The organism is Terriglobia bacterium, from assembly GCA_020073185.1.
Classification (GTDB): Bacteria; Acidobacteriota; Terriglobia; order Terriglobales; family Acidobacteriaceae; genus JAIQGF01.
Genome location: JAIQFT010000008.1, coordinates 26,436 through 49,866, shown reverse-complemented (window position 1 = coordinate 49,866; position 23,431 = coordinate 26,436). Strand labels below are relative to the sequence as shown.

The window sequence follows — 23,431 nt, the reverse complement described above, 5'->3', positions numbered from 1 at the left end:
ACGGCGAGCCTGTGGAGTGTCAAATGTTGACCAAGGTGAAGTGTGCCCTGGGGTTTCTCCTGGCTTGTCTCAGCGTGTTTGCAGTTGCGCAAACACCGTCCGGTGAACCGCAAACGGTCACCGCGAAAGCTGCCGCAGCGGGAACCCGATCCGTCGTGCGGCCGGAGCAGCAGTCCGCCATCTCGGCCTATGTGAGATTGCCGCTCAGCTTTGAGCCGGCCCATGGACAAAGGAATCGCGATACCGGCTTCGTCGCACGCGGCCTGGGTTACTCGTTGTCGCTGAATCGCGACGCCACTGTTCTGTCGCTGCATCGTCCTCGTCCGGCGGGACGCCGCGACCGCAGGGAAAAGGAAGCAGGTGCCCTTGCGCCCACCACGCCGCCGATCGCGCTGCAACTGCGCCTGCTCGGGGCGAATGTTTCGGCGCAAGCCGCGCCTGAAGATCTGCTGCCCGGCAAGAGCAATTATCTGATTGGCAACGATCGCTCTCAGTGGCGCACCAACGTAGCCAACTACGCCCGCGTACGTTATCGCAGCGTGTATCCCGGCATCGACGTCGTTTATTACGGCAACCAGCGTTTGCTGGAACACGACTTCGAAGTGTCGCCCGGCGCCGACCCGCGCAAGATCCGCCTGGCGTTTGATGGCGCCAGGCGCGTAGAGATTGCCGCCTCCGGCGACTTGGTGCTGCACGTTGCCGATGGCGAACTGCGCCTGCACAAGCCGCTGATCTACCAGCAGGCGCCGCAAGGCAAGCGCGAAATCGCCGGCGGGTTTGTCCTCAGCAAGAAGCAAGAGGTCAGTATCCGCGTTGGCAACTACGACCGCACGCAGACGCTCATCATTGACCCCACGCTCGCTTATTCGACCTATCTCGGCGGCACGAGCGAGGATTGGGGCGGTGCAGTTGCCACCGACTCGGCCGGTAATGCCTACGTAGTCGGAACTACCTCCTCCACTGCAGCCAACGGGTTCCCCATCAAAACGCAAATCAGCACCACCGGATGCGCCGCGGTGACGCCCGCCGGATGCAGCGGCGCCTTTGACGATGTGTTCGTGACCAAGATCAATCCCAGCGGCACCGGCGGCGTCGCTGGCACCGCGCTGGTGTATTCCACCTATCTCGGCGGCAATGGCGATGACGAAGGCTATGCCGTTTCCGTGGACAGCTTGGGCAACGCTTACGTCACCGGATTCACCCAGTCGAGCGATTTCCCACTGTCCACTTCGCCGGCTCCGTACCAGTCAACTCTCCTCAGCAATCACGGCAACGCGTTTGTCTCCAAGATCGGCTCGGCGGGCAACACCCTGCTGTACTCCACCTATCTCGGCGGTCACGCGCGCGACTGGGGCAATGCCATTACCCAGGATGCCGGCGGCAATATCTACGTCACCGGGCGTGCATACTCGAACGACTTCGCCAGCCTCACGCCGCTCTCCGCGCCACCTCCGACCATCTACGCCAGCCGTAGCAGCGGCGCTTCGTTCTCCCCGGGCGCCGGACTCATTTCGCTGCAAGTGGACGCCATCGCGGTGGACCGCAACACGCCCGGTACCCTGTACGCAGGCCAGGCCGGCGGCGGGGTTTATAAGAGCACGGATTTCGGCGCTACATGGACGGCCACGGTTGCTACTCCCAGCTTCACGCACGCCCTGATATTGGACCCTGCTACCACCGCCGATTCCGCCATTCTCTATGAGGGAAGCCACTTCAATGGCGTACGCAAGATCACCGGCGGTGGAACCGGCAGCACCTTTATCAATAGCGGCCTGACCCCTAGCACTATCCTCTCGCTGGCGTTGGACCCAACCAACAACGGCATTCTGTACGCCGGCACCGGCGGCAGCGGCGTATGGGTAAGTCAGAACGTTGGCCTTGCGACTCCAACTTGGGGGCAAGTGACGACCACCGGCTTGGGCGACCTGACGGTCAACGCCCTCGCCATCGATCCCGCCACTGACATCGTCTACGCCGGCACTAATGCTGGCGTGTACCAGTTGGCTCCCGGAGGAACCAGTTGGACCACGGTTGCGGGCGGCCCAACCGCGCTCCCTGTACTCGGGCTGTCGATTGATTCCAGCTCCAACGTCTATGCCGCATCCTTCGGCGGCGGCTTATTCAAGCTGAGTGCCGGCGCATGGGCAACCCTGAACGGCAGCGGCGGTACCGCGCTGGGCACGCTGAATCTGCGCGCCGTAGCCGTGGATCCGGCGTCGCCCTCCATCGTCTATGCGGGCGGGCGCGTCGGCCTTTATCGCAGCGCCGATGGCGGCGCCACCTGGACCGCTATCAATGCCGGCCTGACCGCCAACAGCGTTGAGTGCATCGCGATTGATCCTGCCACTACCAGCAACCTGTACGCCGGCATGATCAACCTGATGACGTTCGTGGCCAAGTTCAACTCCGGCGGCACACCCACCATGCTGGGGTATTTCGGCGGCGCATCCGGCTCCACTCAGGCCTTTGCCATCGCGGTGGATGATCCCACTTCGCAAAACATGTTCATTGCCGGTGACACCAGTTCGGCCGCCATGCCTACCCCTTTGGTCGGTCAGGCTTTTGGCGGCAATACCGATGGTTTTATCGCCAAGATTTCGACGGTAGGCACACCTGCCGTGGTTTGGGACCGCTATTTGGGCGGTACCTTTGATGAGCAGATTTTCGGCCTTGCTCGGGACCAAAGCGGCAACCTCTACGCCACCGGCTACACCACCTCGGCCAACTTCCCGGTGACTGCCGCCACTGCGTATCAAAGGGACCTGAACGGACCAGCCAACACTAATGCCGACGCTTTCCTCTCCCAGATCGATCCCAGCGGCACCTCCCTGCTCTACTCCACCTACTTTGGCGGAACCGGATGGGATGAAGGAATCGGCGTCGGTGTAGTACCGGTCGCAAGCGTCGCTTCCGTCACCCTGACCAACGGCGGAAGCGGATATACGTCCGCACCGACGGTCACCTTCTCGGGCGGCGGTGGTTCGGGCGCCACCGCTACCGCCACTTTTTCCGCCGCCAGCGGCCAAGTGACCGGGGTTACAGTGCCGCCCGGCGCCGGCGGCAGCGGCTATGTGCAGCCGCCCGCCGTCGCTTTTTCTGGTGGCGGCGGCACGAACGCCACCGCTCAGGCCGTTTTGTCCGCAACCTCACCGCTCGTCAGCGTCGCCGGCGACTCCAATTCCAATGACCTGCCGACAGTCAACCCGATTCAGGCATTCCTGGCCGGCGGCTACGACACTTTCTTCACCCGCTTTGATCCGTCCCAGAGCGGTGCGCCCTCGCTGCTTTATTCCACTTATCTCGGCGGAACCGGCGACGAATTCGTCTATTGGCTCGCTCTCGATTCGCTGGGAGCCCCCTGGATTGTCGGGCCAATCTACTCCACGAACTTTCCCACCACCGCCAACGCGGTTCAGTCCGCCAGCAGCACGGTGGCAAGTTCGGGAGACGCCTTCGTCTATAAGCTCCAGAGCACCGGCAACGCTTCCGATATGTCCCTCAGCATGTCATCTGGGGCGGGAACCGCGGTGGCCGAGGGAACGACGTATTCCTACAGCATCGTGGCGACCGACCACGGTCCGAATGCGGCGGGTGCGCCTTCCGTGGTCGTGTCCGGCACCATGCCAACCAACCTCGCCGTGAACAGCGTCATCCCCGGCCAGGGCACCTGTTCCGGGCTGCAGACATTTACCTGCAGCTTAGGTACGGTAGCGTTCGGTGGAGCAGGCGTGACCGTCACAGTAAACGTCACCGCTAACACCCTGGCAACGCCACCGGTCGGGCCGACGCTTACCGTCATAGCCCGAGTCTCCACTGCCGACGACGATCCCGTGCCGACGAATAACGTGGCCTCATTGCAGGTTACGGTGCAGCGGCAAGCGGATTTGGCGATTACCAATCTCAGCGGGCCCGCTTCCGTCGCCAATGGCACTGCGTTTAACTATTCCGTTACCGCTGCCAACAATGGCCTCAGCACCGCCACGGCCATCATTGTCAGCTACCCCTTGCCGGCCAATGTCACATTCAATGCGGCCAGCTCAAGCGCGGGCTGCGCTCTCTCTACCGGCACGGTCACTTGTCCGGTCGTGAATCTCACGCCCTTTTCCAGTACGGTCATCGTAATCAAGGTTACCCCGAGCGTGGTGGGGCCGTTGAGCAGCACCTTTACGGTTTCCAGTTCGCAGGTGGTGGACGACGGTCCCGGCGGCGGCCTTGGCGCGAACAACAGCGTCACCTCAATAACCAACGTCAACGCCAATATCGATCTTGTCATCACCGCTCCGGCGTCGTTGACCGTGCCGGTAAGCGGCAGCGCCGCCCTCGCGCTCACCATTCACAACAACAGCACGACCGATACCGCCACCTTCCCGCAGTTCCAAGTCAACCTGCCCGCCGGCATGTCGTACGTGAGCTTTTCTTCGCCGAATTCTGGAGTGAGTTGCGGAGTCGAGGGCACGGTGTTCTGTTCGCTGCCCGACCTAGCCCCCAACACAAGCATCACCGCTACCATCTTTGCCACCGCGGTACTGCAAGCCAACTACTCCGCAACCTCGTCAGTCAGCTTCTCCGGAACCGACACCAACTCGGCCAACAACAGCGCCAGCACGCAGGTGACGTTTACGGGAACGCTGAATTCCTCCGTCACCACGCTGCTCACCGACTTTGAGACCAGCACGCTCCGGGCCTACAGCGGTTTTCCCTTTCCCTCTCAGGTGTGCTGTGCGGCGCCGGCTCTGGTCGGCGCCAGCCCCGACAACATCGTGATTGCCCCCAACGGCCGGCTGGCCTTCGTGGCCAATATCAATGGCAGCTACATCTCGGTTATCGACCTGACCATCCAGGCCGAGATCACCCGCATCCGTGACGTGCGGGCCTGGAGCCTTGCCCTCACCTCCGACGGCACGAAGCTGGCTGTGGTCGGCCAGACCCGCGACGAACTGGACATCATTGATGTTGCCACCTTCGCCGTTACCAGGATCAGCCTCGACGGCCAGGTCGGAGATGCGGCCGGCGTAAACGACATCCATCCTTTCGCGCTAACCGTGGTGGGCTGGCGCGCCTACATCGCCAACCAGTTCGGTCCGGTGATTGTGGTCGACTTCACCACCTTGCCCAGTCCGGCCACCATCTCCACCGTCGCCAACACCGCCGCGCTAAATGCCCTCCCCGTCGCCGGCCACCATGTCGCCGCGACTCCTGATGGCAGTACCGTGCTCGTCTTCGGTGTTCCCACAGCGGGTGGCAATGCAGTCGTATACCTGATCACAACCTCGACTGACACTGCTACCACCGTGTCCACCACCTTTGCTGGTGCGCGCGCCGTTGCCATCACCCCCACTGCCAATGCCGCCACCGGGGTACTCGTCTTCCTAGCGCAGGGTGCCGTGATCAATACGCTCGATCTGCGCACCGGCTCTGAAACCTACGGGCAACTGTTGCCCGGCGCAACCGTGACGCTTCCCACCGCGATTACCGACATGGCTTTGACGCCAGACGGCAGTACCCTGCAGGTGATCAGTGGCCCGGTACAAGGCCTCACCGGTTCCAGCCGCCTGTACACCTTGAACGCCAATTCCTTCCTCTCCTCTCCGTCAACCGCGCTCGTCTCGACGGTTACCATCGCGGGGGCTATCTCCACGCGCGGTATTGCCATCGGCTACGTTCAGAACAGCCCGTTGGCCGGCGCGCCGCAGGTCTTCGATGTCGTTCCCGCCGAGATCACCAACGAGGCCGCCAAGACCGTGACCATCTTTGGCGACAACTTCGCCCCTGGCGCCTTAGTCCGCCTCGGCAACCTCGATCCGCTGTCCTCCGCGTTCGTTTCTCGGCAACAGATCAACGTTACCGTTCCTGCGGCGGCCGCAGTGCAGGTCGCCAACATCGTTGTCACCCTGCCCAACTCGGCTGCCGGCCCGTTGGCGGCCAACGTCAGCGGAGGCGGTCCCAACAACGGCGTCGTGCTGCGCATCGGCCCGCCGCCGGCTTTTGCTCCGTCGCATCCCGTGGCGGTGTCCAGCTTCAGCACCGACAATCTCGCCCTCCTCTTCCGCGACTCCACTCTCATTCCCGCCGCGCCTGAGACGTACTCGCTAGCCATTTCGTCCGACGGCCTGTTCGCCTACACCGGACTCTGGGAATTCACCGTCACCAATCTCGATAACCAGATACGCCAAGTCACCTCGATCTACCCAGGTTCTGGCTTCGGTCCCGACGGCGATGGCATCGCCATTGCACCCGACCCGAAAAACAGCGGCAAGAAAGTCGCCTACTTCGTCAGCGCCGACACCGTCAACCAGGTTTCCGATACTTTGTACATCGTGGATGTCGATCCTGCCTCCACCACCACGCACAATACCTTGCTGCGCACCATCCAGGCTGCCCCGACTGATTTCAATTCCGCCCTGGCGCTCGCCGTCACTCCCGACGGCCGATTTGTCTACTCGGCTGATGTGAATTCCACGAACGGCGGCACGCGCCTGGTGATCTTCGACGTGCTCAATGCAACGTCCACCGTCATCCCCGACATCACCACCCTCGGCGCCGACCCATACCAGGCGCACATGCAGGTCACACCCGATGGCCAGTCCCTCCTGTTGACCGGTGGCGCCAGCAGCCCCAGCATCAAGGTCTACGACATTCAGGGCACGAACGCGCTTGCACCCGTCCTGGTCACCACCATTACCGGTTCCGGCGCTCCCACTACCAACCCACCGCTGCTCTATTGGTTCCAGGTCGTGGGGACGGCTTCACCCCGCCTCTACGCCTACGCCAGCGATCAGCGGTACATTCAGATTTTCAACTTCGACCGCACCACGCCCAATTTTGCGTCTCTCGGCTCCTACACCATTCCCAGCGTCCCTGGCGCCTTCGCCGGCTCCGCCATGGCGGTCACGCCCGAAGGAACGCTGATCTATGCCCTCCTGGAGAATGAAGACGCGGTCGCGGTCCTCGACGCGCAGGCCATCGCCTCCGGACTTCCTAGCGGGCCGCTGTCCTTTGCGGGCACTGGCAATCCCCTAATCACCAAGATGCGGACGCCCGTCAATCCCTCCAACCTGGCCATCAGTCCGCGTGGTAATGCCAGCGCCGACCTGTTCGCTACCATCTCTACCTTGGCGCCTCACGTCACCGAAGGTGGTCCCGCCATCGCCGGTGTCAACCAGCCTTTTGATGTCATCATCGGCGTGCAGAATAACGGTCCCGCCGCCGCCACCGGCGTGACCATGACGTTGGACATTCCTGCCGGCATAGTTGTGAATTCGGCGGTGATCATCGAGGGCCTCGCATCGTTCATCTGCAGCGTCTCGACGACCCAGGTCCTGTGCCCGGTCGATAACTGGCACGTAGGCGACTTCGTCAGCGTGGATGTCAACGTTTCCGCTACCGCCCTGGGCTCTTACACTTTTATCAACACCGTCGCGGGCAATGAACTCGATCCCATCCCGGCCAGCAACGCCGCCAGCCTGGATGTCTCCGTGCCGGTCACCGCCGATGTTTCCGTCACCGTCAGCGCCTCGCCCAATCCTGTCGCCGTGGGCCAACCCGTGACCCTCACTGCCACTGTCACCAACAATGGACCTGCCGTGGCCACCGCCGTGAGCGGCTCTCTGTTTTTCGCCTTCGTCTCGCCTCCGGTCTATTCGGCCAGTCAGGGAACGTGCACCACCTTTGGCACCTGTTCGCTCGGCGACCTTGCCGCGGGCGCCAGCGCTACCATCACTGCGACGACCACGTTCACCGCCTTCCTTGCCAACCCTTCTTCGCCGACTGTGCAGATTACCGGCGTCGCCTCCACCACGGCGGCCGATCCCAACGCTGGCAACAACTTTTTCACCCTCGATCTGCCTTTGACCAATCCCGCCACGCCGCTGCAACGCTGGCTGGTAGCCGATCGCGCCACCGGGCGGATCACCATCCTCGATTCCGCCACCAACACTCCCATTGGCCAGACGGTGCCTGCCGGCGTCAATCCGGACGCCATTGCCATCTCCCCCAACCGCCACATTGCCTTCGTCGCCAACCTGAACGCGACCTACATCTCCGTTGTTGACCTCTCCATCCAGCAGGAGATTTACCGCATTCGATTTGGCGACGCCGGCGTGCGCAACCTTGCCCTCACGCCCGACGGCTCGCGCGTGGTGGCTATACTGGCGAACGCTCCCAAGCTGCTCATCATCGACGCCGTCACCTTCCAGCTTCTGAACTTCGTGGATCTGACACCGCAGTTCTCGGATCTGGCGCCCGGCGCGCCCAGCCTGATCGGATTAGCGGTCACTGGGCATCAGGCCTATGTCGCGGCCGCTTCCAGTAGCGGCATCGCGGTGGTGGACACGAACACGTTTGCCGCTGCCAACGTGTCCGGCGTGACTGGAACCGTGATCTTATTCGCTGGCAACAGCACCATGGCTGCCACCCCGGACGGGCTCTACGTTGTTGCCGTTCGTCAAAGTCCGAACTCGCTGCAGCTCATCAGCACCGCCACCAACAGCGTCGTCCAGACGGTTTCCAGCACTGCTGTCTTGCCCAATACCAAGATCGCCGTCGGCGCCAGGACTTCCGCCCCGCTGGGTACCTACGGGTATTTCGGCGCCAATGTGATTAATGTGCTTGACCTGACCCCGTCCTCACCCAACTTTGGCCAGATCGTGGGCTTCACGGATTCCTTGAGCTTCGCGGCAACCGATCTCGCGGTTTCCCCCGACGGCAGCCAGTTGTATGCCATCACTACTTCTTCCAGCTCCCTGAACAATGCGGCGGTGGTGGACACTGGCGCCCTACTCAGCGACTCCGCCTCGGTTGTTTTCCAGGGGCGTTTCGGGGGAAGCTGCATCTCCACCAACAATTGTCCCGCGACCCTCCGGGCTGTGGCCGCCGGCTACGTGGACACGCTTCCCATCGCTGGTGCACCCGTCATTTCCGGTGTCACTCCAATCCTCGTGTTTAACGACACTCCCACTACCATCACCATCTCCGGCTCCGGCTTCCCGCCCGACGCGCGTGTCCGCTTCGGCAAGATGGCCGGCCAAGGGGGCGCCGTTGCCTCCGGCAACGAACTCCAGGTCACCGTTGTCTCCAGCAACGAACTCCAGGTCACCATTCCCGCTGGTGCTCCCGCCCATGCCCGGGACATTATCGTCACCAACCCCAACGTCTCCGCCAGCCTCACCGGCCAGTTGCTGAGCGGGTTCTTGAAGGGTGGTGCGGATAATGGTGAACTCGAGATCATCAGCCCCATTGCCTACCAGCCCAAGTTCCAGGCGGTGGTTAGCGACTTCGGCGCCGGCGCCATAGATTTCCTGAGCCGATCCGGCGGCAACGGCAGCCAGATCTTCGTCGGCACGGATCCGCTGGGAACTGCTTTCTCGCCCGACGGTAGCCAGTTCTACGCGGAAAGTCCTTCTACCGCCTCCGTCGTTACCGGCTCGACGCAGTGCTGCCAGAACGTGCAGTTCCCGCAAAACTCTCAGATCAAGCTGTCAGGTCAACCCGGACAGATCGAAGGCATCGCTACTGCCGCCAACCCCGACACCGGCAAGCCGGCTGTCTTTGTTTCCTCGCAAGTGCCCAGCACCGCTTCTTCCCCTGACGTTCAGCTCAACGTCATTGACGCTGACCCGTTCTCGCCCGCCGTCAATTCCATCCTGTACACGATTCCGGCGCATCTAGGCAGCTCGGTGGTTGCGGGAGGTTTGGCGGTCAGGTCCGATGGCCGATACGTGTATCAAATCCTTGCCGACGGTCGCCTTGTGATCTTCGACGTCGCGGCGCGCAGCGCCACCATCATTCCGGCCGGAACTTTGGGGAACCTGCTCTTCAACCGCGCTCTGGTCTCCTCCGACGGGCAAACCCTGCTGCTCATCGACATCGCCGGCAACTCCAGCGTGAAGGCGTTCGATATCTCCGCCAACCCGCTATCGCCGGCGCTGCTGACCACCATCAACCCCTTCGTTCCGCCCGGCACGGCTGGCATGTTTTTCGACAGCCTCGCGCTGGTGGGCAATCACCTCTATGCCTACGATTCGGTCCAACGTATCGTCGAGGCCTTCAATTTCAATCGTGCTAACGAAATCGCCACCTTCGTCAACTACTTCGTTGTGCCGGGAAGTGCGCCGCCGGCGAACGGCTACATCGCCGGTATGGCCGTCACTCCCGACGAATCGCTGCTCTACGCCTCCAACCGTGAGGACGACTCAGTCGCGGTTATTGATAATGCCAAGCTGCTTTCCGGCGTTCAGGGCGATCCCGCCATGCTGGTGACCGTCATTGGCACGGCTCAGGGACCGAGCTCCCTCTCCATCAGCCCCAAGCGCCTCGACACCACCGTCGAGGATGTGGCCATTGCCATCACTCACTCGACCAATCCCGTGCAACTGGGCAGCAATGTCGCCTTTGACGTCACCCTCACCAACTACGGCCCGTTCAGCGGCATGTCATCCCAGGGTTCCGGTGACAGCGGCTTCCTGATCAACTTTGATAAATCGCTGATTCCCGTCTCCTCCACCTTTGCCAATTCGCCCTTTGTGAGTTGCACCCTTAACGCAACCCAGTTGCTGTGCGCCTTCTCTGGCAACGGTCCTGACCTCGGTCCACCGCCGCAGTTCCTCAGCGGCAACATGGTCTTCCAAACCACCACTGTCGGCAACGTCAGTGTGACCGGCTACATCGATGGCGGCGCCTACGATCCCGACACCGCCAACAACGTCGCCACCGACGCCGCCGACGTGGTGGCCACCGATCTTGCTGTTACCTCCATGACCACCTCTCCGGCCGGCACGCTGGCGCCCAATACCAACCTCACCTACGCCATCACCGTGATGAATAACGGCCCCTCACCTTCCACTGGCTTTACCGTTACCGACACGCTCCCGGCGGGCGCCACCTTCCTCAGCACCCCCTCCTCCATCGGTTGCACCGCTGCCGATACCACCGTGACCTGCGCCGGTCCCGCGCTTGGCGTCGGACAAACCGCAATCTTCATCATCGTGGTCACGCCGACCGCCCAGGGCACGCTCACTAACACCGCCAGCGTATCCGGCAACGACGTGGATACCGTCCCCGAGAACAACTTCGCCAGCGTGCAAAATTCCGTCATCGCCGCCGACATATCCGTTACCGCCGGCAGCGCGCCCATCTCTGTCGGCGGCCTGCCCGCTTTCACCGCCACCGTGATGAACAACGGTCCGGCCGTTGCCACCGGCGTCGTGCTCACCGACTTGCTCGACCACTACGGCTTCGTCTCCGCTACCTCAACCCAAGGCTCGTGCAACTTCACCGCCCCCAACGTGACCTGCTCCATCGGCAATCTCGCCAACGGCGCCAGCGCCGTCGTCACAATCGTGGTCACTGCGCCCAAGCAAGCCTGGGCCGCGAACATCTTCTCCGTCTTTGCCTTCCAACCCGATCCCATTCTCACCAACAACGCCTTCCGTGTCGGACCGCCGCTCGACAGCTTCAATACCCCGGTCGGAAGCAACGTCGCCGTCCTGGCCACCGATACTGCCGATGGCCTCATCGCCTCGGTCACCTTCAGCAACGTGACCCGCACCGGCAGCACCACCATGAATCCGCTGTCGGCCGCCGGACTGCCGCCCGGTTTCCGCACCGGACGCCAGCCGACGATCTTTGACATCAGCTCCAACGCGGAATTCACCGGCGCCATCGCTCTCACCATTCACTTCGTGCCCTCCAACTTCCGCCATCCGGCGCTGGTCCGCCTCTTCCACTACGAAGCTGGCGCCTGGGTGGATCGCACCGCCGGCCTCGACGCCGCCTCCGGCGCCATTAGCGGGCGCGTGCTCTCGCTCTCACCCTTCGCCCTGCTGGAGCCGCTCGATATTATCCCGGTGGCCAACGCCGGCGCTGACCGCGCCGTGCCGGGCGTTATGGCTGCCGGTGCTCGCGTCACCCTCGACGGCGCCGCGTCCGTGGACGCTGACGACGATGCGCTCACCTACCGCTGGTCGGGTCCTTTCCCCGAAGGCGGCGGAGTTGTGACCGGAGTCAATCCCTCCATCTCGCTGCCGCTCGGCGTCTCCAAGGTCTCGCTCGTTGTCAACGACGGAGAGGCCGACTCGCCCGCGGTTTCCGTCAACATCGCGGTCGCCGACTTCCAGTTGAGCGCACCCTCCGCTTCCATTACGCTGAACCGCGGCCAGTCCACTGCCGTCACCATCACCTCGACGCCGCAGTACGGCGCGTTCGCCGCCCCGGTCAGCCTGTCCTGTGCACCCAGTGCGCCGGATGTGACCTGCTCTTTCTCTACCGCGAGCATTACGCCGGGAGCCAGCGGCGCCACGGCGACCCTCACCGTTACCGCCGGCAGCAGCGTGGCCCGCGTGCACCGCCGTACCATGCCTCGCCAGCTCGCCCTCTGGCTGGGAACCTTGCCGCTGTTCGGCATCGTCTTCGTCGCCGCCAGCCGCCGCGGGAAGCTGCAGATGGCCGTGCTGCTCATGCTGCTGCTGCTCTTGGTGGCGATGCACGTCGGCTGCGGTGGTGGTGGTATGAGCCAGGGATCGTCCTCCCCGACTACGCCGGGCGCAAAGACCGTCACCGTAACCGTGACCGGTACCTCCGGGACGCTGCAACATACGTCCTCGGTCACCGTCACCATCCCGCGGTAAGGGACGCTGGAGCGCGTTCGCCCTCGAACGCGGTATCGCCTGGTTCGCTATTTGTGAGATAGGTAGATCGGTTCTAGTTGTTCCGGTTTCGTAACAAAAACATCGGACATGGTGGGAGCGGAGCCGTTCCGCAGTAAAGTGCGCCCATGTTCACCGATCTCAAACGCAAGAAACCCTACCAGCCGCCAAAGCTAAAGCGACTCTCCCACGAAGAGGGCAAGAAGCAGGGAAGGTCGTGGATGAACGCCGCCGGGAAGCTGCTGAGGCGCTGGAATGCATTTACCACCTAAACCAAACGGGGACTGAGAACGCTGCCAAGTGGTAGAAGCGCTTCCTTGACCGCCGTGGAAGGCTGGAGCGAGTTCGCCTTCGAACGCGTGTCGGTCGACGGTGCCCTACATCTGCCCGGTGTGGTAGATGTGGGATTTCAAGACCGATAACCGATAACTGACAACCGAAGACATGTTATCCTTCTGATTAACCAGCGACCCTCTCACTCTCCTCGACCCCTATTCGGAGCGCCCAGGCTACCTGCAGGTTATCGGGATCTAAATCGTTGGTTTCAATAACGGAGTGGGATAGCGACATTTAGCTACGCATTAATACACACATAGTACATATATCGCGAGTCCCAAGCTGCCAGCTCGCGGACTCGCGACCGAAAACTTTCTGCTCTCCGACGCCTAAAACCTGTGTTCCGCGCGGTCTCCTTGGAACACCATGCGCGTCAATACCTGTTCGTTCGCCGCCGTCATCTTGTACTCAATTTGCGTCTTCACCGCCGGCGCGCTCAACGGCGTCAGCGTACATTTCACGCGGGCTTCGACCACTTTCTTGCCCGTCTTGGTGAACACCATGATGTGCTCGTCGCCCTGCATCTGGTGCGACACCACGTAGTCACCTGCGGGCAGCAGTGTATCTCCCACCCGAACCGCGTTGTAGAAGGTGACCTGCCGCTTGTCGGCGATTCCGTACTGGTTCGCGGCCATCGCCGCGGCGCCGATGATAAGTATGACAATACCCACCCAAAGAGCTGTCTTACGCATGTATGATGCCTGCCTTCTGGTCCCTCGGAGCCTCAATCACGGACCATCACCAGCCTAGTCCCAAGGTACGGCGCCCGCTGTGACCTGCGTCAAGTGTCGATGTGCGCGGAAGCACAAATGCGGAAGCACAAATTAAGTGGCCGCGCGGGAGCGGAGCAGGATTACGATAGGTTTATCGGAGCTCTCACGGAACGGGCTGACCAAAGTGCTCGTTCGCGCGGAGGCGCATGTCCGAGCGAAAAAGTACCGCCACCAGCACGGCGCATGATGTCGCGCAGCCGCGCGGCAAATATGACATTGTCGCCATCGGCGCTTCCGCCGGCGGGCTGAATTCCCTTTTCCATTTTTTGGGCCCGCTGCCACCGGCATTTCCGTCCAGTATCCTGGTTGTGCAGCACCTCAGTCCCGAACATCCCAGCCACCTAGCCGAAGTTCTGCAGCGCAAGCTGAAAATGAATGTGCGCCAGGCCGCGGACGGCGAATGCATGATTGCCGGTACGGTGTACGTGGCTCCGCCCAATCTGCACCTGCTGGCCGAACCGGGACGCGTGCGTCTTCTGGGCAGCCCGGCGGTGCACTTCTTGCGGCCTTCCATTGACCTGCTGTTCGATTCGGTGGCGGTGAACTTCGGTGATCGTTCCGTGGGCGTGATCCTAAGCGGGACGGGGCGCGACGGCGCCTCCGGCGTGCGCGCCATCAAGGCGGCGGGCGGCGTCACCATGGCCGAAGACCCGAGCAAGGCCGAGTTCAGCGCCATGCCCTACGCGGCGGTCGCCACCGGCTGCGTGGAAATCGTGCTACCGCTGTCCAAACTCGCCAACAGTTTGATAGATTTGTTCAACGCCAAACATGTCTGACGCGCGCCGCGCCCCGGAACAAGACCTGTCACTGACCGAGCTGGTGAACCAACTGGCAGCCCAGCGTCGGCTTGATCTGCGCGGCTACAAGCTCGGGACGCTGCAACGGCGCATGAGCAAGCGCATGCGCCAACTGAACATCGCCAGCCATGCCGACTACTTGCGGCGCATTCAGGAAGATCCCACCGAGGTCAACGAGCTCCTCCACGCCGTGCTCATCAACGTGACGGAATTTTTTCGCGATCCGCCGGCCTGGGAAGTGCTGCGCACCAGCGTGTTTCCGGAACTGCTCGGCGGAATGGGCAGCGGCGATGTGTTCCGGGCGTGGTGCGCGGGCTGCGCCTCGGGCGAAGAGCCGTACTCGCTGGCCATGCTGCTGGCGGATTACTTCGGCGAGAGGCTGCCGGAGCGGGACATCAAGATCTATGCCACCGACAACGATGAAGAAGCGCTCAACATCGCGCGGCGCGCCGAGTATCCACGGGAGCGGTTGCGGCGAGTGCGCCCGCAATGGCGAGAAAAATACTTCCAGGGCAACGGCACCACGTTGCATCTCATCCGCGAACTGCGGCGTCTGGTGATCTTCGGGCGCAGCAACATCCTGGCAGACGCCCCGATCTCGCATTGCAACCTGGTCATCTGCCGCAACCTGCTGATCTATTTCGACGGCGCATCGCAGCAGCAGATCTTCAAACGGTTACACTACGCGCTGGAACCCAACGGGATTCTCTTCTTAGGAAAAGCGGAATCCAAGCTGAGCGAGTCGCAAGTTTTCCGCGCAGTCAGCCCGCGGTGGCGTATATTTCAAAAATTGGCGCCGACGGACGGCCCGGGCCGTCTCGACGTCAGGGAGGCCGGAATGGCCGATCCAGCCAGTAAGCACGCAGCCGAGGAGGAGCTGCACCGGAAGAAGTTGGAGCAGCGCCACATCCTGGACAGCCTGAAATCGGGAGTGATCCTGCTCGACGGCTCCGACACGGTAACCACGCACAACGATGCCGCCATGCGCATCTTGGGCATCGAATCAACCCCAATCACTGGGCAGAAAATTCAGAAGACCGAGATCGCCGACCGCTGTCCCGAATTGGCCGCCCGCCTCGAGGGCAACCACCGCGCGCCGGTGCAAGCGAATTTCCGATGCTGGCTCAAGGCGCCGAGTGACGGCGACCAGCGCCTGATTTCCGTGACCCTGAAACCCATTCTGCGGGAAGACGGCCGCCGTACCGGTACGCTGCTCCATTGCGAGGACGTGACTCCCCAGGAGAGACTGCGCGCCACGGTGGAACAGCTCGAATCCACCAGTGAGGAACTGCAGTCGTCCAACGAGGAACTGGAAACGGCGAACGAAGAGCTCCAGTCCACCAACGAGGAGTTGGAAACGACCAACGAGGAGTTGCAGTCCACCAACGAAGAGCTGGAAACCACCAACGAAGAGCTGCAGTCCACCAACGAAGAGCTGGAAACCGCCAACGAGGAACTGCAAACGCTGAACGAAGAGCTCGAGAACATGAACCAGGAGCTCGAGCACCGCACGCGGGAACTGAACACTCACACGCAGCGCTACGCGGAAACGCTGCACAGCATGCCGTTCCCGGTGATGCTGGTGGATGGTAGCGAAAAGATCCAACTGTGGAACGCGGCGGCGCAGAAGCTGCTGGGCGTGAGCAGCACCACCGAGCCAGGAGTAGAGGTCAGGCAACTGCCGGTAAGCGGCAAGCTGCTCGGTGCGCTCGTGCGGCAGTGCGAGTCGGTGCTGGAAAGCCATCGCGCGGCCGTGCTCAGCAAGCAGGTAGTGAAACCAGGAAGCAGACAGCAGTTTGATATTCATCTCACGCCCGTATCCCGCGGCGATTCGGGAATCGATGGCGTGCTGATCGTATTTGAGCCTTTGAATGCCGCGCCCGCGGCCAGAAGCCACGGCAAGGCGCAAACCAAGAAGAAAGCCGGAGCCGCGGCGAACCGGAAGTCCGGGCCGTCCAACAAGAAATCTCCGAGAGGGAAACGCTAGGTGGGTTAGACGGCCTGCCGGCCATTGCGGCGCGCGTTTTGCATGCGGGTCATCACCCCTTGCAGGGTTATCGCCAGCTTTTCTGTCTTCGCCCGCTGGCTTTCGGCGCTCTTGTGGACATTCCCCACCAGCAGGCGGGAGCGCATGCGGAGGTCGCGCGCGCGCTGCGTCAGTTCGGGGGCGGGGGCGCGCACGGCAACGCAGCCGCCGTTGCGGATGGGCGTGTTCATGAGCCATCCGTCGAGTTCGACGGGAAACGCCAACACGGCGCTGCGATCTTTGCCCTTGGGACGATGCACGGGGAGCTTGAGGTCGTGCTCCCAGCGCTGCACGGTGCGTACGCCGCGATCAAGATAGACGGCGATTTCCTTCCACGAATTCAAAACCGCAGCTTTGGCGAATGGCTCCGAGGGTTGACGCATGTTGGCGCACCTGCCGGCAGCGAACTTGTATATCGTACCGCATCTCACTCTATTGAGTGCAAGGACTAACGCACGCTTTATGGTCACGGGCCGGTTGCTGTTGCATTTCGGGATTGATGCCCTGCTGACGGATGCTCGCGCCCGCGTGCTGGAAGACGCCGGCTACGAGGTCGTCATCGCCGAGACACGGAGCGCTGCGTTGCGCATCCTGCGCAGCCGGGCGGTTAACCTCGTGCTTGCCTGCCACTCTGTCCCGCCCAACGAACTGGAAGCCGCGGTGCGCGAAATCAGGCGACTGAAGCAGCGTGTGCCGGTCGTCGTGGTCCATGTCGGCGGCCTCATCCGGCCGCAGCGCTCGCTGGCCGACGGTTTCGTGGACGGGTTGCGCGGCCCCGAGCACTTGCTCTCGCAAGTCGCAGCGTACGTCACGCGCGGCAACACCGCCGCCGCGGCGAGCTGATGCAGGACAGTGGTCAGCGGTCAGTGATCGGCGCCTAACCACTACATCCGCCGCTCTGGTTGACTCCGAGACTGCTCCCTCGCTCGATTCAACTTGAAACTGGAAACTGGAAACTTGAAACTGGGCCATGCGCGTACTGGCGGTGATTCCAGCACGGCTGGCCTCCACGCGGTTGGCGCGCAAGCCGCTGCGGGAAATCGCCGGTCGCCCCATGCTCGCTTACGTCTACGAAGCGGCGCGACGCTCGCCACTGCTGGGTGCAGACGACGTGCTGATAGCAACCGACTCGGACGAGATCGTGTCGCTGGGCCGCGAGCGCGGATGGAACGTCCGGCTGACTTCGGCGCAACACCGGAGCGGCACCGAGCGCATTTGCGAGGTCGGGCGCGCCATACCCGCCGACGTTTATCTGAACATACAGGGCGATGAGCCACTGACGCGCCCGGAGCACGTCGCCGCGCTGCTGGAGGTGATGCGCGATGCGAGTGTACAGGTGGGCACGCTGAAGACTCCCGCCACTCCCGAAGATGTCAACAACCCGAACGCGGTGAAAGTCACTACCGACCTCGCGGGGCGCGCCCTGTATTTCTCGCGGGCGGCCATTCCCTACGACCGTGATGGTACCGGGGAGGGGCGGTACTTCAAGCACCTGGGCTTTTACGCCTACCGGCCCGAGGCGCTGGCGAAATTTTGCGGCTGGCCGGAATCGCCGCTGGAGCGCAGCGAGCGGCTGGAGCAGCTTCGCTTCCTGGAAAATGGCGTCGACATCCACGTCGGCGAAACCCCGTTCGACACGATCGGAGTGGACACGGAGGACGATCTGCGCCGCGCCGAGAGAATACTGCTGGCGCGCTAATCCAATCATGGCAGTTCGACAGGGTTGACGCTCGGCGGTTGCCGGCGGAAGAGTTCGGCCGCCCGAATTCTCCTCCAGACGGCAGGGTGCGAATGGAACAGCCATTCTACGAAGCGCGAAGGCCGGCGCTCCGCCAGATTCTGCTGCGCCAGCTTCTCCATCGATGAAATGAAGGGCGCGACGTCGGGAATGGACTGAAAGCAGTAGAGATCCGCCTGGCGCTCGTTGTAGCGCGAGTAGGCGTTCAGCGCCGGCATGAGCAATAACGACATCACGGTGGAGACCAGCGCCAGCAGCGGAAGGTTGGCGAAGTCGGAGAGGGTTTCAAACAGGTGGCGCTGCTCGACGGCGTAGCGCAGGACGGCAGCCGTCGCCCAGAAGCCGAAAAAGGTGATCACCACCTGCACCAGGATGCCCTTCACAATGTGGCGGTGCACGTGGTGGCCGAGTTCGTGGGCGAGGATGGATTCGATTTCCTCGGGCGAATAATTCTCCAGCAGCGTGTCCGCCAGGATGATGCGGCGCGTGCGTCCCAGGCCGGTGAGCGCGGCGTTGGCCTTCTTGCTCTTTTCCGACAGCTTCCACTCGTAGATGCCGCGAACGCGCGTGCCGGCGCGCTGGCTGAGCCGCAGCAGGCGTTCGCGGAGGTCGTCGTTCTCCAGCGGCTGGAATTTGTAGAACAGCGGAAAGAGCACCACGGGCGCGATCTGCGCGAGGAAAACGGAGAGCGCGATGAACACCGCCCACGCGATCAGCCACCAGTGCTGCGGCGCCTGGCGGATGGTCCAGTAAATCAACTCGGCCACGATTCCGCCCAACACCAAGCCGACCAACCATCCCTTAACTTGGTCCCAGATCCAGGAACGCAACTTCTGGTTGGAGAGGTTGTAGCGGTGCTCGAGGCGGAAGCTGTAGAAGTCGAGGCCCAGGCCGAGCAGTTTGCCGATCAGCAACAGCATGGCGACATAGAGGAGCACGGCGAGGGTGTAGTGCTGGCGCGCGCCCAGCCACGCCCAGTCGCGCAGCACCTCGCTCCAGCGCGCGCCGCGCGGCGTGACGGCGAACAACAAGGCCAGCAGGAACGCCAACCCGAGCAGGAAATCCAGGATGCTGAGGTGGCGGCGAATGCGGTTGTACTGGCGCGCCTCGGGCGTGTCGGGAAGCTGCTCAGACGTGGTGGCGGCCATGGTCATGATTGCTGCGAATCTTAAAACGGCGAGCGCGCGCGTTCGCCGGTCGGTTGTCGCCTCTGCCCGAAGCTTGGCGCCTAGAGCCTGGCCCCTGCGACCGCTGCTTCCTCGACGAAGGCGACCGAAGCATCCAGGATCTCGGTGACCAGCTCCGGCGACGCAGCCTCACAGTAGATGCGCATGAGCGGCTCGGTGCCGGAGGCGCGCATCAGCACCCAGGCTTCGGCGCCGTTGCCGTTGGTGGGCGCGTCGAGGAAAAACTTTACTCCGTCCAAATTCTCTTTGCGCAAGATTTGGTACGGTCCGAGCCGGCGCACTGCGCCGGAATCGGCGCGGCGGATCGCTGAGTGCTTGATCTCTTCGTCAATGCGCAGGTCACGGCGGCCGTAGTAATGTGGACCGAATTCCTGCTGCAGGTGGGCGACGATCTGGCCGAGCGTCATGCGCGATTCTGCCATGGCGTTGGCGAGCAACAGCGCGTTGAGCACGCCGTCGCGCTCCGGCAGATGGCGCGGAATGCCGATGCCGCCGGATTCCTCGCCGCCGATGAGCACTTCCTTGCCCGAGAGCACCACGTCGCAGACGTACTTGAAGCCGATGCCGTGTTCAATCAGTTCGCGCCCGTGCTTGCGCGCGATGCGGTCGAGCATGCGCGTGGTGTTAAAGGCGCGCGTCACCGCGCCCGGCCACCCTTTGAATTCCAGCAGCCACCACAGCAGGATGGCGTAGCACTTGTGCGCGTCCACGAAGGTGCCATCCTCGGTGACCGCGCCGATGCGGTCGGCATCGCCATCGTTGGCGAAGCCGGCGTGGCAGCGCTGGCGCACGACGGTGTCCTGCAGCATGCGCACGTGGGGCTCAATGGGCTCGGGATTGATGCCGGGGAACAGCGGGTTGATCTCGCTGCGGATCTCCACCACCTCGGCGCCGTGCTGGCGCAGGATATTGCCGAGGACGTAGCGGCCGGCGCCGTACATGTAATCAATTGCGATTTTGAATCCGGCGCGGCCGATCAGGTCGAGATCGGCAAACCTGGTGATCGCCGCCACGTACGGCTTCTTGAAGTCCACTTCCTCGATCGGGGCGCGCGTGCCTTTCGGCATGGCGCCGGCGTCTAGTTCCGACTCGATCTCGCGGATGATCGCCGGGCGCGCCGAGCCGCCGAATTTTTCCTTGAACTTGAAGCCGTTCCAGTTCCAGGGATTGTGGCTGGAGGTGATCATGACGCCGCCGGAGGCGTCCAGCGCCTTGGCCATGTAGGAGATTGCCGGCGTGGGGACGTAGTCGTTGGAAAAGCGGACTGGAATGCCGGCGCCGGCGAGCACTTCCGCCGCCGCCTGCGCAAAGCTGCGCGAGCCGAAGCGCGTGTCGTAGCCGACCACCACGCCCTTGCGCGGATCTTCCTTCTTGAGGATGTAGGAGGCGGTGGCGCCGGCGGCGCGGCGCACGTTCTCATATGTGTAATCGTCGGCGATCACGCCGCGCCAGCCATCGGTGCCGAACTTGATTTCAGACATGGGTTATCGGTTGCCGGTTATCGGTTTTCGGTTCCTGGTCACGGAGTACGACCACTTGTAAATTGACGCGCTACGTGGCAATCGGACGGTCAAAAGCGGAATCCCACGCGCCGCTGGACCGAAAACCGAGAACCGCAAACCGACAACTGTATCAAACCAGCTTCGACAGCTTCTTCTCGTCCAGGTACTGCACCACCTTGCCCACGTCCTGCGCGTGTTCGCGCGTGGTCACCAGCAGCGCGTCCCCGGTCTCGACGATCACCAGGCTTTTCACGCCCACGGCGGCAACGAACTTGTTCGGCGCGTGGATGTAGTTGCCGCTGGCATTGAGGGTGAAATTCTTCTGCGCTCTGATCACGTTGTCGCCGCGCTTGCCATCGGCGATATGATGTTCGTAGAGCGCCGCCCACGAGCCCAGGTCATTCCACCCGAAGCTCGCCGGAACGCAGTACAGGTTCGACGCGTGCTCGCCCTTGGCCGACCGTGGTTCCAGCACCGCATAATCCACGCTGATGTTCTCGCATTTCGGATACAGCGCACGGAAGGTGCTGTCGAATCTCCTGGTCCCGTACGCGGCGGCGATTTTCTCCAGGTAGGGCGCGGTCTCCGACAAGTGCTCGCGCAGCGCGTTGGCCAGCGTGCGCGCGCTCCACACGAACATGCCGCTGTTCCAGAAATAATTTCCCGCGGCGACAAACTCCTCGGCGCGATCCAGGTTGGGCTTTTCGGTGAAGCGGCGCACGCGCCGGATTTCTCCCGGAAGCTTCTCGCCGACCTCGATGTAGCCGTATCCGGTCTCCGGATGGGTGGGCGGGATGCCCAGCACGACGATGTGCCCGTCTTCGCGCGCCAGGCGGACCGCGCTATTAATGTTCTTGTGAAACCTGGACTCGTTGGTGATCACGTGGTCGGAAGGGAACATGCCGATCACCGCGTCCGGGTCGCGCCGCAGCAGAACAAACGCCGCCAACCCGATGGCGGGCGCCGTGTTGCGGCCGACGGGCTCGGCGAGGATCTGTGCCTTATTGAGCTCGGCCAGTTGGCGGGCAATGCCTGCGCGCAAGTCCTCGTTGGTAATGATCCAGAAGGACGACTCCGGCGCCAGCGGCCGGAGCCGGTCCAACGTCTCCTGGATCATGGTGCGCTGGCTGTTGAGGGCGAGCATCTGCTTGGAGCGGCGCTTGCGGCTGAGCGGCCAGAACCTGGTGCCGCGGCCGCCGGCAACAATTACGGGACAAAAATTTGTTTTCGCAGCCATTACACGAGTCCACTCTGATCGGCTGAGACGTTGGTGTAAATTCGAGGCTGAATTTGACTGTCCTTGGGCGGGAGTACCATGGCCAACATCTCCAGCTCCCAGTGGGCGCGAATCTCATAATAGTCGGTGGCAGCCGGAATGACGACGACATCTCCGCGCCCGAACGTTACCGGCTGACAACCCTGCGCTTCGACTACGCCGCAGCCGTCGAGTCCTACGAGTATCTCGACGGTGCGCCACGACCATTTTTCGTTGTTTGAACCTGCAAGTTGGCAACCGCTGGCACTTTTCACGTCATTGCGCAACCGGTACCTGTCAACCATGAAATAAGGCGAATCGACTAGGAGGGGACAGTCTTCATCTCCCTGCGGTTCAACCTTGCCCGCCCTCGTGGTTTCCTTCAGCGCCGCCAGCCCTTGCTGGACGTGCAGCTCGCGCGGGCGCCCGTAATCATACAGGCGGTACGTGGTGTCCGAGTTTTGCTGTGTCTCCAACAAGATCACGCCCGGCCCGATGGCGTGGACAGTGCCTGCGTCGACGTAAATCATTTCGCCGCTGTGTACTTCAATCCAATTCAGCAACTGCTCGGCCCGCACTTCTTCGATGGCGCGCGCAAACTGCTCGCGCGTAGTGCCCGGTATCAACCCCAGGCCGACCTTCGCGCCCGGCGCCGCCTGCAGCACATACCAGCACTCGGTTTTGCCGCACGGCAATCCCACGCGCCGCGCATCCTCGTCGTCGGGATGCACCTGCACCGACAACTTGTCGCGCGGGAAGATGAATTTTACCAGCAGCGGAAAGCGCTCGGTCTCGCGCGCCGTTTCGCCCACCAGGTCGCGCCCGTAGCGCCGGCACAATTCGCCGAGCGACGCTCCCGTCAGCGCGCCGTTCGCCACCCGGCATTCGTCGCCAGTGAGCCAGACTTCTCCGATCGGCGACACGCCCGGCGCTTGGCCGAACAGCGGCGATAAATCGCGCGTGCCCCAGATGCGCTCGCGAAATTCCGGCTTCAACAGTAATGGATAAAGCTCGGACATGCGTGGCAAGCAGCTACTATAACTATTGTAATCGCAGTGATTAGAGGTGAACTGAGGAACCGCGAGTCGCCGGTGCGACCAAATCCCAGCGCGTGTGCGTGGCGGTTTTGCAAGCGCACAGCTTTCACCCGTACTGCCTGGAGCGAGCGGTTTTGAC

At 62.6% G+C, this 23,431-nt stretch carries 12 protein-coding genes; 6 read left to right on the top strand and 6 right to left on the bottom strand.

Going from position 1 to position 23,431, the window contains the following annotated elements; all coding sequences use genetic code 11:
• Positions 1 to 23 precede the first annotated feature (23 nt).
• The gene (locus LAN64_03755) at positions 24 to 12,623 is read left to right on the top strand and encodes a DUF11 domain-containing protein (protein ID MBZ5566946.1); all 12,600 of its coding nucleotides are present in this window, start codon (positions 24 to 26) and stop codon (positions 12,621 to 12,623) included.
• A gap of 146 nt (positions 12,624 to 12,769) precedes the next feature.
• Positions 12,770 to 12,913, top strand: coding sequence for a hypothetical protein (locus LAN64_03750; protein ID MBZ5566945.1), 144 nt, complete (start codon positions 12,770 to 12,772; stop codon positions 12,911 to 12,913).
• A gap of 393 nt (positions 12,914 to 13,306) precedes the next feature.
• Here the strand turns inward: LAN64_03750 and LAN64_03745 are convergent, their stop codons facing one another.
• Positions 13,307 to 13,669: a hypothetical protein gene (locus LAN64_03745; GenBank protein MBZ5566944.1), complete on the bottom strand. Its 363-nt coding sequence runs from the start codon at positions 13,667 to 13,669 to the stop codon at positions 13,307 to 13,309.
• Between the two features lie 227 nt (positions 13,670 to 13,896).
• On the opposite strand from LAN64_03745, the gene LAN64_03740 reads away from it, so the two are divergent.
• Positions 13,897 to 14,526: a chemotaxis protein CheB gene (locus LAN64_03740; GenBank protein ID MBZ5566943.1), complete on the top strand. Its 630-nt coding sequence runs from the start codon at positions 13,897 to 13,899 to the stop codon at positions 14,524 to 14,526.
• On the top strand, positions 14,519 to 16,534 hold the full coding sequence (locus tag LAN64_03735) for a PAS domain S-box protein (GenBank protein ID MBZ5566942.1): 2,016 nt from the start codon (positions 14,519 to 14,521) through the stop codon (positions 16,532 to 16,534). Before LAN64_03740 ends, LAN64_03735 begins: the two co-directional genes overlap by 8 nt.
• A 5-nt stretch (positions 16,535 to 16,539) precedes the next feature.
• On the opposite strand, the gene LAN64_03730 is transcribed toward LAN64_03735, so the two are convergent.
• Positions 16,540 to 16,956: a hypothetical protein gene (locus LAN64_03730; protein ID MBZ5566941.1), complete on the bottom strand. Its 417-nt coding sequence runs from the start codon at positions 16,954 to 16,956 to the stop codon at positions 16,540 to 16,542.
• Between the two features lie 79 nt (positions 16,957 to 17,035).
• Between LAN64_03730 and LAN64_03725 the strand changes: the two genes are divergently transcribed.
• Together LAN64_03725 and kdsB are read left to right on the top strand one after the other, a co-directional pair.
• Complete coding sequence (locus tag LAN64_03725; protein ID MBZ5566940.1) at positions 17,036 to 17,416, top strand: hypothetical protein; 381 nt, start codon at positions 17,036 to 17,038, stop codon at positions 17,414 to 17,416.
• 127 nt (positions 17,417 to 17,543) lie between these two features.
• Entirely contained in the window at positions 17,544 to 18,272 is a 729-nt protein-coding gene (kdsB, locus tag LAN64_03720; GenBank protein MBZ5566939.1) for a 3-deoxy-manno-octulosonate cytidylyltransferase, read from the top strand.
• A gap of 5 nt (positions 18,273 to 18,277) precedes the next feature.
• Here kdsB and LAN64_03715 read toward each other — a convergent pair whose 3' ends face one another.
• From LAN64_03715 to LAN64_03700, 4 genes are all read right to left on the bottom strand, one after another.
• Positions 18,278 to 19,465, bottom strand: coding sequence for a M48 family metallopeptidase (locus tag LAN64_03715; protein ID MBZ5566938.1), 1,188 nt, complete (start codon positions 19,463 to 19,465; stop codon positions 18,278 to 18,280).
• A gap of 74 nt (positions 19,466 to 19,539) precedes the next feature.
• Positions 19,540 to 20,979: a phosphoglucomutase/phosphomannomutase family protein gene (locus LAN64_03710; protein ID MBZ5566937.1), complete on the bottom strand. Its 1,440-nt coding sequence runs from the start codon at positions 20,977 to 20,979 to the stop codon at positions 19,540 to 19,542.
• A gap of 151 nt (positions 20,980 to 21,130) precedes the next feature.
• Positions 21,131 to 22,237, bottom strand: coding sequence for an NTP transferase domain-containing protein (locus tag LAN64_03705; protein MBZ5566936.1), 1,107 nt, complete (start codon positions 22,235 to 22,237; stop codon positions 21,131 to 21,133).
• Positions 22,237 to 23,274, bottom strand: coding sequence for a class I mannose-6-phosphate isomerase (locus tag LAN64_03700; GenBank protein MBZ5566935.1), 1,038 nt, complete (start codon positions 23,272 to 23,274; stop codon positions 22,237 to 22,239). Before LAN64_03700 ends, LAN64_03705 begins: the two co-directional genes overlap by 1 nt.
• Positions 23,275 to 23,431: the final 157 nt, after the last annotated feature.